We start from the raw sequence: 11,399 nt of genomic DNA, 5'->3' as shown, positions 1-11,399 counted from the left end.
AGTTTTACGCGACCGAAATATTCGGGCATCCCCGGAGAAACAGCCCGGACCTAGGATTGTGGAACAACGTCAGCAATGGTGTCGGAAAGAGGCGCTTCCCGAATGACCTTCGACGGCGAGGGAGTCTTGCGCTCCCTCATAGACGCAGCCCCCACCCCGCTCTGGCTGATCGAGCCCGACGGCTCTGTCGCCCTGGTCAATGAGGCCGCAGCAACTGTCCTCGGCTACACCCAGGGCGCCGCGCTGGTGGGCAGGTGCAGCCACGAAGCGCTGCATCCCCGGCACGCAGATGGTTCTCCCTACCCCAAGGAGACCTGCCCGATCGTCACCGCTGCCGCAAGTGTGGGGCACAGCCACGCGGAGGAGTTCATCGATCGTCGTGGCCGGACGCTGCGCGTGCGATGGAAGCTGCGTCGGCTCCAGGGCTCGGACCACAAGCTGCTCACCTTTACCCCGCGCCAACCCTCGGGCCCGTCTGCGGCCCGGCTGGATCCCGGGGCAGGAGCTGGTTTCAGCGAGGTCAAGGCCTATATCGAATCCCACTGCCAAGAGCCCACACTCACCCCTGCCCGGGTGGCCGCGCTGGCCGGCGTCTCGCTGCGTACCCTCCAGGCCGTGTTCGCGCAGCACGACACCTCCCCCGCCCAAGAGATCCGTCGTGCCCGTCTCAGCCGAGGCCATGAGCTGCTCCGAGCTGGGATGAGCGTGGCCGAGTCGGCGTTCTCCAGCGGATTCAACGACGTCGGAACCTTCAGCCGGGCCTATAGACGCAGCTACGGAGACTCACCGGTGGTCGCGAGGGGCCTGGTCGGGCGTCCAGAGGCAGACTGAGCCAGGCCCCGGCTGGCTGAGCACGGGTCGCGGCGTCGCGGTGCCGGGACCCTGACTGACCGCCGACTTGATGGCTCCGGCGGGCAGTACAGTTGTGCGGTAAGAAGTCCCCGTCGCCTCGCCGTCTTGCACCCGAGGAGGCGGAGGCTTTGAGAGATGTCCGCACCTGAGGCCGCTCGCGCAATGACGCGCGATGTCTCGCGAGGGTCCGGCGCGAGGAAAAGCGAGAATCACGTGACCACGAAGACCTCGGGGCGCCGCAGCCCCGCCCAACCGCGCTGGATCCGGATCCTGATCCCCGTCATCCTGGTGCTGGTCTGGCTCGGGGTGACCGCCGTGGGTGGTCAGACCTTCGGCAAGGTCAGCGAGGTCACCACCAATGACCAGACCACGTTCCTGCCCGCCGACGCCGAGTCCACCCGGGCGCTGGAACTGAGCCAGGGCTTCTCCGACGACGAGTCTGTCCCGGCCACCCTGATCGGTGAGCCCGCCGGTGGGGAGGTCGACGAGCAGGCGCTCGCCGCCGTGGAGGCGCTGGTCGAGGAGATCAACACGCTTCAGGGTGTGGACCGGTCACTGCCGTCGCAGGTCTCCGAGGACGGCGAAGCCTTTCAGGTCCTGGTGCTCATGGAGGAGGCCGCCGTCGAGGACGGCGCGGTCGCGGAGCTGCGCGATCTTGTGGACGCTGAGCTGCCCGAGGCGGAGTGGAGAACCCACGTCACCGGGCCCGCCGCACTCTCGGATGACTTCGCCAATGCCTTCGCCGGGATCGATGGTCTGCTGCTGCTGGTCGCGGTGATCACGGTCTTCGTGATTCTGGTGGTCGTCTACCGCTCGGTGCTGCTGCCCTTCCTGGTGCTGCTCTCCTCCATCGCCGCGCTCTCCAGCGCGATCACCGTGATCTTCCAGATGGCCAAGATGGAATGGATCACGCTCAACGGGCAGGCCCAGGGGATCCTCTCGATCCTGGTCATCGGCGCCGCCACCGACTACTCGCTGCTGCTGGTCGCCCGGTATCGGGAAGAGCTGCTGGCCCGGGAGAACCGCTTCGAAGCACTGTGGGAAGCCTGGCGGCGATCCACCCCGGCGATCCTCGCCTCCGGGGGCACCGTGGCCGCGGCGCTGCTGTGTCTGCTCTTCTCCGATCTGAACTCCAACCGCGCCTTGGGCCCCGTGGCCAGCGCCGGCATCGTCTTCGCGATGCTCGCCACGCTGACCTTCCTGCCCGCGATGCTCGCGCTCTTCGGCCGCCCGGTCTTCTGGCCCAAGGTCCCCCACGCGCCCAAGCCCGCCGTCGAGGAGGCTCGCGCCGCGAACCCCGACCTTCAGACCCGCCGCACCCGGCACACCTCCCGGCGCCGGACGCTCTGGGCCGTGGTCGCCGAGAAGGTGCGCGCGCGTCCGCGCCTGATCTGGCTCGTGGTCACCGGGCTGCTGCTGATCTCCTCGGTGGGCGTGCTCGACCTCAGGGCCGAGGGCGTCCCGCAGTCTGAACAGGTGCTGGGTCAGACCGACGCCAAGGACGGCCAGGTCATGCTCGAGGAGCATTTCGACGCCGGCACCGGAGCCCCCGCCAACGTCTTCGTCCCTGCTGATGAACTCGGCGAGGCTCTGGAGATCGTCGTGGCCAGCGACGGCGTCGGAGAGGTCTACCCGGTGGCCGAGAACGGCGCGCCGGCCCAGGGCCCTGCAGACGCCAACGAGGTCGACGGGTACAACCAGCTCTCGGTCACCCTCACCGACTCCGGGGACTCGCTGGAGGCGGAACGCACCATCGGTGAGCTGCGCGAAGAGCTCAACGCGCTGGACGGGGAAGCCCTGGTCGGCGGGACCACCGCGACCCAGCTGGACACCAATGAGACCGCGCAGCGAGACCTGGTCACGATCATCCCGATCGTGCTGCTGGTGATCCTGGCGTTCTTGATCGTGCTGCTGCGCTCGGTCACGGCCCCGCTGATCCTGCTTCTCACCACGGTGCTCTCCTTCACCGCCGCGCTGGGCATCTCGGCGCTGGTGTTCAACTACATCTTCGGGTTCCCCGGCGCCGACCCGACGGTGCCGCTGTTCGGGTTCGTGTTCCTCACCGCGCTGGGGGTGGACTACAACATCTTCCTGGCCACCCGGGCGCGTGAGGAGACCGCCCGACGTGGACCCAAGGAGGGGCTGCTCTACTCGCTGGTCATCACCGGCGGGGTGATCACCAGCGCCGGGATCGTGCTGGCCGCGACCTTCGCCGCGCTCGGCGTGCTGCCGCTGATGTTCATGGTGCAGCTGGCGTTCCTGGTGGCCCTGGGTGTGCTGATCGATACCTTCATCGTGCGCACCCTGCAGGTTCCGGCGCTCGGGGTGGACCTGGGTCACCGCTTCTGGTGGCCTTCGAAGATCGGCAAGGACGGGCATGGGGACACGGATGCTGTGGCGCAGCGCGTTCCCGGAGAATCTGCAGATTCGGTGGAAGATTCCTCGGCCCCGACGGTGCTATCCCGATAGGATGACCGCGGTGCACCAATGACGCTGCCGTATCTGACTTAACTCCTAAGGAGCTCACACGTGGCTATCGCAACCCCGGACAAGTACAACCAGATGATCGATTCCGCGAAGGCTGGCGGATACGCCTACCCCGCGGTCAACGTCACCAGCTCGCAGACCCTGAACGCGGCCATCCGTGGCTTCGCCGAGGCTGAGTCTGACGGCATCATCCAGGTCTCCACCGGAGGTGCCGCGTACTGGTCCGGCGCGAGCATCAAGGACATGGTCGTCGGCTCGCTGGGCTTCGCGGCCTTCGCCAAGGAAGTCGCCAAGAGCTACGGCGTGAACATCGCGCTGCACACCGACCACTGCCCCAAGGACAAGCTCGACGGGTTCGTGCTGCCGCTGCTCGAGGCTTCCGAGGCCGAGGTCAAGGCCGGTCGCGACCCGATCTTCAACTCCCACATGTGGGACGGCTCGGCCGAGACCCTGGAGGAGAACCTGCGCATCGCCGCCGAGCTGCTGCCCCGCAGCGCCGCGGCCAAGCAGATCCTCGAGGTCGAGATCGGCACCGTGGGCGGTGAGGAGGACGGTGTGGAGAACGAGATCAACGAGAAGCTCTACACCACCATCGAAGACGCCACCGCGACCATCGAGGCGCTGGGCCTGGGCGAGCACGGTCGCTACATGACCGCGCTGACATTCGGCAACGTCCACGGCGTCTACAAGCCCGGTGGCGTGAAGCTGCGCCCGGAGATCCTCAAGGACATCCAGGACCAGGCCGCCGCGAAGTACGGCAAGGACGCACCCTTCGACCTGGTCTTCCACGGCGGTTCCGGCTCCTCCGAGCAGGAGATCTCCGACGCGGTCTCCTACGGCGTGATCAAGATGAACATCGACACCGACACCCAGTACGCCTTCACCCGTCCGGTGGCCGGTCACATGTTCGCCAACTACGACGGCGTGTTGAAGATCGACGGCGAGGTCGGGAACAAGAAGACCTACGACCCGCGCGTCTGGGGCGCCAAGGCAGAAGAGTCCATGGCCGCCCGCATCGTGGAGGCCTCCCAGCGCCTCGGCTCCGCAGGCAAGTCCATCAAGTAAGCCTCAACGCCCGGCGTCCCGCGCCGAGCACCGACGACGACGGCGGCCGTTCCTTCTCCGTGGAAGGCGGCCGCCGTCGTCGTTGCTGGTGTTGGCTCAGTCCGAGGCTCAGCGGCGGAATCCGCCCTCGGTGTTGATGATCTGGCCGGTGATCCAGGAGGCTTCCTCGGTGCTCAGCCAGGCGATCAGCCGCGCCGGGTCATCGGGCTCCCCGAAGCGGCCCAGCGGGAACATCGGGCCCAGGTCCTTCCAGAGTTCAGGGCTCAGGTATCCGGTGTCCACCGGGCCCGGGTTCACGGTGTTGACCCGGATGCCGCGGCGGATCAGCTGCTCGGAGAGCGTGGCGGTGATTCCGGCGAGAGCGGCTTTGGCCGCGGCGTAGGCCACCTCGCCGACCATGGGCCCCAGACCCTGCCCGGAGGTCAGGAAGATGATCGAACCGGTGGTGCCCTCGGGGTGCTGCCGCATATAGGCCTGGGCGAGCAGGATCGAGGCTCGAGAGTTCACCGCCCAGTGCTGATCCAGCTGCGCCGCGGTGAGCTCGCCGAGCGCCCCGTCCTGGCCGCTGAGCCCCTGATTGCAGACCAGCGCATCGATCGAGCCGAACGCGGAGACCGCGGCCTGCATCACCAGATCCGGGCCTTCAGGGTCGGCCAGGTCAGCATGGACATCGGCGACCCGGGCGTCACCGACCAGGTGGCTGCGGACGCCCTCGAGCACCTGGGTGAGGTCATCGGCACCCCAGGGCTGTTCACGGTCGTGCGGTGCGAAGTGGTGGCAGAAGACGCTGGCCCCATAGGCGGCCATCCGGCACGCCGTGGCGTAACCGATCCCGGCCTGCCGGCTCACCCCGGTGACCAGCACGTTCTTCCCGCGCAGGGGGAGCGGGTCACGGGAGAGGTCGGTGGTGGGGGAGGGTTCCATGGAGTCATTGCACCACATCACACGTTTCAACCGGCCCGGTCGATCAACCGGGTGCTCCGGGATTACTGCGCCCCAGCCTGGCCGCGGCCGGGCCCAGGGGAGGCCGTGCGGCCCCTGCGGCCCACCTGAAGTCCTGCCAGAAAACCTGTGCCTACAAGTCCGAGGATCAGGAGCACGATGCCCAGCGCGGTGAGGGCCAGCGTGGATCCCGAGGCTCCGGGCATGTAGCTGGTCTCCGAGAGCGGTGCGTAGGCGAACCAGCCGAAGGAGCGGGGGCGGTTCATGGCGACGATCAAGACGATGACGCCGGTGAGCGCGAGTCCCGCCGCGGCCACCCACCCGATCAGTGCTTTGCGCGAGGCTTCCATTCCCTGATCGTAGCGAGGCCCCCGCCGACCAGGCAGAGGCTCGCGGCCACCGCGGCCAGCACCGCCGGATTCCAGCTTCCCTGAACCAGCCCGAACCCGGCCGAGCCGACCGCCTGTCCTGTGGCGAGGGCGATGAACAGCACCGAGGTGCCAGCCCCGGCATGACCGGGCCACACGCGCCGCGCCCAGAGGATCAGCACCCCGGAGAGCGCCATGTACCCCGCGCCGAAGATCGCCATGCTGGCGTAGGCAGCCGCGCCGGAGTCCCCCAGCAGCGCCCAGGCCAGGACCCCGCTGGCAACCGCGAGCACGCCGGCGGTGACGCCGAAGCCGGCAGGCTCACCCAGACGTGTCACCAGCACTCCGGTGAAGGTGCCCAGCAGTCCGCCTGCTCCCAGCGCGATCCAGAGCCAGCCCACCTGAGCCGCGGCCACCACCCCGGAATCAGACGCCAGCAGCGGTCCAAAGGTCCAGATCAGTGCCGAGCCCGCCCCGACGACGACGGCGGCGGTGCCCGGGAGCAGCAGCTTCCGCCAGGCGAGCCTGGCCATCGTGGAGGCTTGCCGATCCGGGCCCTCGCCCATGTCTGGCTGCGAGGCGCCCCCGGGGCGTGCAGCCGCACCCAGGTCCGTGCGTCCGTGGAGCGGAAAGATCACGGCCGCCGCGGCGGCGGCGGAGAGTCCGGCCATGACCACCCAGGCTGATCCGACCGAGGGTGCGGAGAACGCCACCAGCCCAGCGCCGATCACACCCACGCCCGTGCCGGTGTTCACCACTGACTGCGCCGTGGCGCGTGCTCCTCGGGCGACCACGGCGTCGATCACCGGAACCAAGGCCGGGGAGGCGAAGCCCCCGCCCATGCCTGCGATCACCACCGAGGTGATGAAGAACAGCGGCTCCGACGCCAGCGCCACCCCCAGGGACCCCAGGGTCGCGGTGCTTCCGGCAAGCACCAGTCCGGCCCGCGGCCGTCGATCCACCAGCCGGCCGGCGATCACCGCCGCGAGCGAGTAGGCGAGGAACTGGGCCGCCGCCGCCGCACCGAGCACCTCGATGAGTTCCGGACGCTCCTGGGCCAGTCTCGGCGCGAAGAGTCCCACACCGAAGCGCGCCATCCCGTACGTCGCGGCGATCAGGAGCATTCCTGCCACCGCCACCCCGAGCCCCGATCCGGGTGCAGATGAGCTCGCGATGTCCCGCCTCACGGGGCTGGCAGAGCGTCGAGTGGTGTCCAGCATCGTGGTCCTCCGAAGGATGGTCAGGCGGGGTATAACGAACGTTTCAGTGAAGTGAACGTTATACTATCTCCATGGCCAACCCACAGCTCACCCGGACGCGGATCCTCGACGCGGCAGAGCGGCTGTTCTTCCAGGAGGGGATCGCCACCACCGGTGTGGACCGGGCGGCCGCCGCTGCCGGGGTCTCGATCGTGACTCTGTATAAGCACTTCGGCTCCAAGGACAACCTGCTGCGTGAGATCCTCGCCCGCCGATTGCAGGACTGGAGCGCCCATTGGGAGGCAGCTGTGGGGGCGGCCGGATCACCGCGCGAACGCGTGCTCGCCATCTTCACGGGGATCGAGACCTTCCGCGCCGCAGCGGGGGAGACGCAATGGTGCTGCTTCCTCGCCACCGCCTCGGAGCGCCCGGCTCCGGCCCCGGATGCGCAGGACCCGGTCTTCGAGCTGATCCGCCAGGACACCGCGATGGTCACCTCACGGCTGAGAACGCTGGCGGCTGAGGCCGACTGCCCCGACCCGGAGCTCGGCGCCGACTCGATCCTGCTGATCTACAACGGTGTGCTTGCCAGCCTCCTGCGTGGGGCTCCGGCGAAACCCATGGCCTCGGCCCGAGCTGCCGCCGGGCTGATCGTCGACACCTGGGCCGAATCCTCCGGCTCCACCCCGCCCGCTTCCGCCGCCGTGGGCTGACGGCACCGGTTCCGCCGCAGCCGGCTCCGCCGCCGCGAGCTGAGGGTGCCCTGCGTGGGAATGGGCGCTCCATCGGTAGGGTTGATCCTTGGGAAATCGTCTTCAACGGCTGCCGTCTCGGGCGGCCGGACGTCCTCGAATGGTTGGAGAACCTCATGAACATGTCCTCAGTCGCCCTGCGCGCCGTCCCCGGAGCCTTCATCCTCAACGCCGGAATCGGCAAGCTCAAGCTCGACGCCGAATCCGCAGCCGGCATGCAGGGTATGGCCGCCACCGGTGTGCCTGCGGTCAAGCAGCTCTCCCCGGAGCAGTTCGGCAAGGCCCTGGCCTGGGGTGAGATCGCACTGGGCGGCGCGCTGCTGGCTCCCTTCGTGAGCAACCGGGTCGCAGGCCTGGCGCTGGGCACCTTCTCCGCGGGCATGCTGAGCATGTACTTCCGCAACGAGGGCATGACCGAGTCCGACGGCGTCCGTCCCACCCAGGACGGCACCCCGCTGGCGAAGGACGCCTGGCTCGCCGCGATCGCCATGGCGCTGGTCAGCTCCGGGAAGAAGTCCCGCAAGAAGAAGTAGGCCGCGCTCCTGCGCGGGGAGACCCTTGCCTCCCCGTGCGGGTGCGCCACACGTCCCACCCGGGCGTCCCGCCCTCCGATCCCTGCATGCTGCTCTCATGCATGCTGACCCCAGCAGAAAGCGATGTGTATGACCCGCGAGAAGCTGCTCCTGCTCGATTTCGACGGCACGCTCTGCCTCGGTGACGCCCCGGTCCTCTTCTATGCCGACCGTGTCGATGCGCTGCTCGCGGAGCGCGGCCACACCGGCGGGTCAGCCGGCAGCAGCGTCCACGAGGTCATCACGCGCGCCTTCGCGGAGAACTCTCTGCTGGTTCCAGAGATCGCCTACGACGACGCCGGCGCCCCGCTCACCGTGGGCGGCGAGGCCACCCATGACGACGCCAAGGCACACCCGGTGTCCTGGCCGCTGCAGGACGGCTACCAGCTGGTCCAGCTGCTCGCGCGCCAAGCCGGGCTGAGCGACGTCGACTCCGGGTGCGCCTTTCGCGCGGCACGCCAGGACCTGCTGGCCCACGGGCTTCAGAACACCGATGTGCATGCGCCTGCTGGGGCGCAGGAGCTGCTCGCCGAGGCCAGGCGGCGCGCCGTCGTCGTGCTGGTGACGAACTCCCCGGCGGACGCGTTCGCGCCCTGGCTGCAGGCCCTGGGGCTCAGTGACGCCTTTGACCTGGTCATCAATGATGCCCGCAAGCCCCTCGGCATGCCTGCGGCACTCGAGCGGGCCCGGGCCGCCGGTGGGGACGCCGGTGGGGCCGCCGGTGAGAACGGTGCCGCCGCCGCGCACCTGATCCCCCCGGATCAGGTGCTCTCCGTGGGTGACATCTGGGCCAACGACCTCGAGCATGTCCATGATCTCGGTGGCAGAACCGTGCTGATCGACCGGTTCGGCACCGGCCTGGGCGCCCCGGATCACCGGGTGCGGGACTTCGCGGCCCTTCCGGAGGTTCTCGATGCCTGGACACACAGCCCGGCCACGGTCTGAGTCGCACGTCTGCTCGGCGCACCGCACCCTGTTCATCATGTAATCTGCGTCACAGCAAGAATGCTGCTGTGTTAACAGTGCGTGACAGGTTGTCCAACTGACCGGTTCCAGGTTGGAGGGCGCAGAATGCGCGCCTTACAGTGAATCGTGGAATCGCGCGAGGTCAGCCGCGAGGATGGCGCTTCGGCGCTGGTGGCCGAGCGCGGGACTCTCCGGAATTCGTCGCACTTGAGGTGTGGCGGGACGCAGCACCGGGGTCGCCCTGCACCTTGATGAAGAGGAAATATCCCTATGCGTAAGAAGACCCTGTCCACGTTCGCTCTGGCGAGCGTGCTGACGCTGACCATGGCCGGCTGTGTGGCCGAAGAGGGCGGGACCGGCGGAGACGAGGAGGCCGAAGCCGGTGACTCCGAGAGCGCTGGTATCAGCAGCGTGGACGAGATCGTGATCGCCCTCGTCCCCTCCAATGACATCGACAACATCGTCGAGAGTGCCGAGCCGCTGGCCGAGGCGCTCAGTGACGCCCTCGACGGCTTCCCGGTCCGGGCAGAAGAGACCCAGGACTACCTCGGGGCCATCACCGCGATGCAGACCGGGGACGCCCAGGTCGTCATGTCAGGCCCCGTGGGCATGATCCAGGCCGAGGAGCAGGCCGACGCCGTGCCGATCACCCAGTCGATCCGCTATGGCTCCGACGTCTACGTGACCCAGTGGTTCACCAACGACCCTGACACCTACTGCATGGATGAGCCCGTCGACGTCCCCGACGAGGACGGCAACACCATGCTCTTCTGCAACGGCACCGATGAGGCCGAGCCAGGCGCCGTCGGCGAGGAAGCCCTCGAGCTGATCGAAGAGGGCACCACGGTCTCCTACGTGGACCAGGGCTCGGCCTCGGGCTACTACTACCCGGCCACCCAGCTCAACGACCTGCTCGGCTTCGCCCCCGGTGAGGGCGACATCGACGAACAGTTCGCGGGCAGCCACGACAACTCCGTGCTCAACGTCTACAACGACAACGCCACCATCGGCACCTCCTTCGACGACGCTCGCCAGAACGTCGTGGCAGAGAACCCCGACGTGGGTGAAGAGGTCGTGGTCTTCGCCTGGGCCGGCCCGATCCCGAACGACGGCATCGTGGTCTCCTCCGAGTTCTCTGAGGAGGAGCAGCAGGTGCTCACCGATGCCTGGCTCGCCGTGGCCGAGGACGAGGACGGCCTGGCCGCACTCGACGAGGTCTACGAGATCGAGGGCATGGTCGAAGCTGACCAGGAAGCACTCGACGGTGCTCGCCAGGTCTACAACGACTTCGGCGACGAGTGACCTCTAACTCCCCTTCCGAGAGGAAATAGTCCGCATTCCGTCGGCAGTCCGGGTGCGCAGCTCTTACGCTTGAGGCGTCAGCTGCGCACCCGGACCCGGCTAGGACACCAGATCATGATCACATTCGAGAACATCGACGTCGTCTACCCCAATGGCTTCAAGGGGCTGAGCAACGTCAACCTGCAGATCAACAAGGGCGAGTTCGTGGCCATCGTGGGGCTCTCAGGCGCGGGCAAGTCCACGCTGATCCGCACGGTCAACGGGCTGGTCCCGTTCACCTCGGGCACGCTGAGAGTCGGCGAGGAGGTCGTGGACCCGCGCAGCAAGGCCAAGCTGCGCCGGCTGCGCTCCCGGGTGGGGATGATCTTCCAGTCCTTCAACCTGGTCACCAGGGTCTCCGTGCTGAACAACGTGCTGGTCGGTCGCTCCGCGGAGACGCCCACCTGGCGGTCTATGCTGGGCTGGTACCGGGCCGAGGACAAGGAGCTGGCGTTCCAGTCCCTGGAACGCGTCGGGATCGTGGACAAGGCGTATACGCGCGCTTCCTCACTCTCGGGCGGACAGCAGCAGCGCGTGGCCATCGCCCGCGTGCTGGCCCAGGACCCTGAAGTGATCCTGGCCGACGAGCCAGTCGCGTCCCTGGACCCGCCCACTGCGCACAAGGTGATGCGGGACCTGCGCCGGATCCAGCAGGAGCTGGGCATCACCACCATCGTCAACATGCACCACCTGGATCTGGCCCGCAGCTACGCAGACCGGATCATCGGGATGCGCGCCGGCGAGGTGGTCTTCGACGGTCCCGTGGAGGAAGCCACGGATGAGGTCATCGAAGAGGTCTACCAGCGCTCGCTGACCGCCGAAGATGTGGCCAGCGCCGCGACGGCCCAGGGCTGA

The 11,399-nt window shown here is 68.1% G+C and carries 11 protein-coding genes; 8 read left to right on the top strand and 3 right to left on the bottom strand.

All coding sequences use genetic code 11. The features are described from left to right. Window positions 1-126 precede the first annotated feature (126 nt). The 3 genes from HNR24_RS08780 to fbaA all read left to right on the top strand — a co-directional run bounded on the left by HNR24_RS08780 (window position 127) and on the right by fbaA (window position 4,404). Window positions 127-831: a helix-turn-helix domain-containing protein gene (locus HNR24_RS08780; protein ID WP_182495597.1), complete on the top strand. Its 705-nt coding sequence runs from the start codon at window positions 127-129 to the stop codon at window positions 829-831. A gap of 234 nt (window positions 832-1,065) precedes the next feature. After that, the gene (locus HNR24_RS08775) at window positions 1,066-3,321 is read left to right on the top strand and encodes an MMPL family transporter (RefSeq protein ID WP_310735415.1); all 2,256 of its coding nucleotides are present in this window, start codon (window positions 1,066-1,068) and stop codon (window positions 3,319-3,321) included. A gap of 60 nt (window positions 3,322-3,381) precedes the next feature. Then, window positions 3,382-4,404 (top strand): class II fructose-bisphosphate aldolase, encoded by a 1,023-nt coding sequence (fbaA, locus tag HNR24_RS08770; RefSeq protein ID WP_179441520.1) that lies wholly within the window; start codon window positions 3,382-3,384, stop codon window positions 4,402-4,404. 108 nt (window positions 4,405-4,512) lie between these two features. Here the strand turns inward: fbaA and HNR24_RS08765 are convergent, their stop codons facing one another. The 3 genes from HNR24_RS08765 to HNR24_RS08755 form a co-directional block, all read right to left on the bottom strand. Then, window positions 4,513-5,328 carry an SDR family oxidoreductase gene (locus tag HNR24_RS08765; protein ID WP_058888192.1) on the bottom strand — a complete coding sequence of 272 codons (816 nt, stop codon included), beginning with the start codon at window positions 5,326-5,328 and terminating at the stop codon, window positions 4,513-4,515. 62 nt (window positions 5,329-5,390) lie between these two features. Next, window positions 5,391-5,696, bottom strand: a complete 306-nt coding sequence (locus tag HNR24_RS08760) for a hypothetical protein (RefSeq protein WP_182495596.1) — start codon at window positions 5,694-5,696, stop codon at window positions 5,391-5,393. Next, entirely contained in the window at window positions 5,672-6,934 is a 1,263-nt protein-coding gene (locus tag HNR24_RS08755) for an MFS transporter (RefSeq protein ID WP_083504683.1), read from the bottom strand. The genes HNR24_RS08760 and HNR24_RS08755 overlap by 25 nt, the downstream gene beginning before the upstream one ends. A gap of 71 nt (window positions 6,935-7,005) precedes the next feature. Here HNR24_RS08755 and HNR24_RS08750 point away from each other — a divergent pair, with 71 nt between their 5' ends. The 5 genes from HNR24_RS08750 (at window position 7,006) to phnC (ending at window position 11,399) form a co-directional block, all read left to right on the top strand. Then, window positions 7,006-7,626: a TetR/AcrR family transcriptional regulator gene (locus HNR24_RS08750; protein WP_058888077.1), complete on the top strand. Its 621-nt coding sequence runs from the start codon at window positions 7,006-7,008 to the stop codon at window positions 7,624-7,626. Window positions 7,627-7,781: 155 nt separating this feature from the next. Then, window positions 7,782-8,198, top strand: coding sequence for a hypothetical protein (locus tag HNR24_RS08745; RefSeq protein WP_058888078.1), 417 nt, complete (start codon window positions 7,782-7,784; stop codon window positions 8,196-8,198). A gap of 129 nt (window positions 8,199-8,327) precedes the next feature. After that, entirely contained in the window at window positions 8,328-9,182 is an 855-nt protein-coding gene (locus HNR24_RS08740; protein ID WP_182495595.1) for an HAD family hydrolase, read from the top strand. 291 nt (window positions 9,183-9,473) lie between these two features. After that, window positions 9,474-10,505 (top strand): phosphate/phosphite/phosphonate ABC transporter substrate-binding protein, encoded by a 1,032-nt coding sequence (gene phnD / locus HNR24_RS08735; RefSeq protein WP_058888080.1) that lies wholly within the window; start codon window positions 9,474-9,476, stop codon window positions 10,503-10,505. Between the two features lie 114 nt (window positions 10,506-10,619). Beyond that, the gene (gene phnC / locus HNR24_RS08730) at window positions 10,620-11,399 is read left to right on the top strand and encodes a phosphonate ABC transporter ATP-binding protein (RefSeq protein WP_182495594.1); all 780 of its coding nucleotides are present in this window, start codon (window positions 10,620-10,622) and stop codon (window positions 11,397-11,399) included.

The organism is Nesterenkonia sandarakina (genome assembly GCF_014138825.1).
Taxonomy (GTDB): domain Bacteria; phylum Actinomycetota; class Actinomycetes; order Actinomycetales; family Micrococcaceae; genus Nesterenkonia; species Nesterenkonia sandarakina.
This window is presented reverse-complemented; position numbering and strand designations above follow the sequence as displayed.

Coding starts and splice junctions, on each gene's coding strand:
- HNR24_RS08760 (WP_182495596.1), bottom strand. CDS start 5,696: ATGGAAGCCTCGCGCAAAGCACTGATCGGGTGGGTGGCCGCGGCGGGA.
- phnC (WP_182495594.1), top strand. CDS start 10,620: ATGATCACATTCGAGAACATCGACGTCGTCTACCCCAATGGCTTCAAG.
- HNR24_RS08745 (WP_058888078.1), top strand. CDS start 7,782: ATGAACATGTCCTCAGTCGCCCTGCGCGCCGTCCCCGGAGCCTTCATC.
- HNR24_RS08740 (WP_182495595.1), top strand. CDS start 8,328: ATGACCCGCGAGAAGCTGCTCCTGCTCGATTTCGACGGCACGCTCTGC.
- HNR24_RS08755 (WP_083504683.1), bottom strand. CDS start 6,934: ATGCTGGACACCACTCGACGCTCTGCCAGCCCCGTGAGGCGGGACATC.
- phnD (WP_058888080.1), top strand. CDS start 9,474: ATGCGTAAGAAGACCCTGTCCACGTTCGCTCTGGCGAGCGTGCTGACG.
- HNR24_RS08750 (WP_058888077.1), top strand. CDS start 7,006: ATGGCCAACCCACAGCTCACCCGGACGCGGATCCTCGACGCGGCAGAG.
- HNR24_RS08765 (WP_058888192.1), bottom strand. CDS start 5,328: ATGGAACCCTCCCCCACCACCGACCTCTCCCGTGACCCGCTCCCCCTG.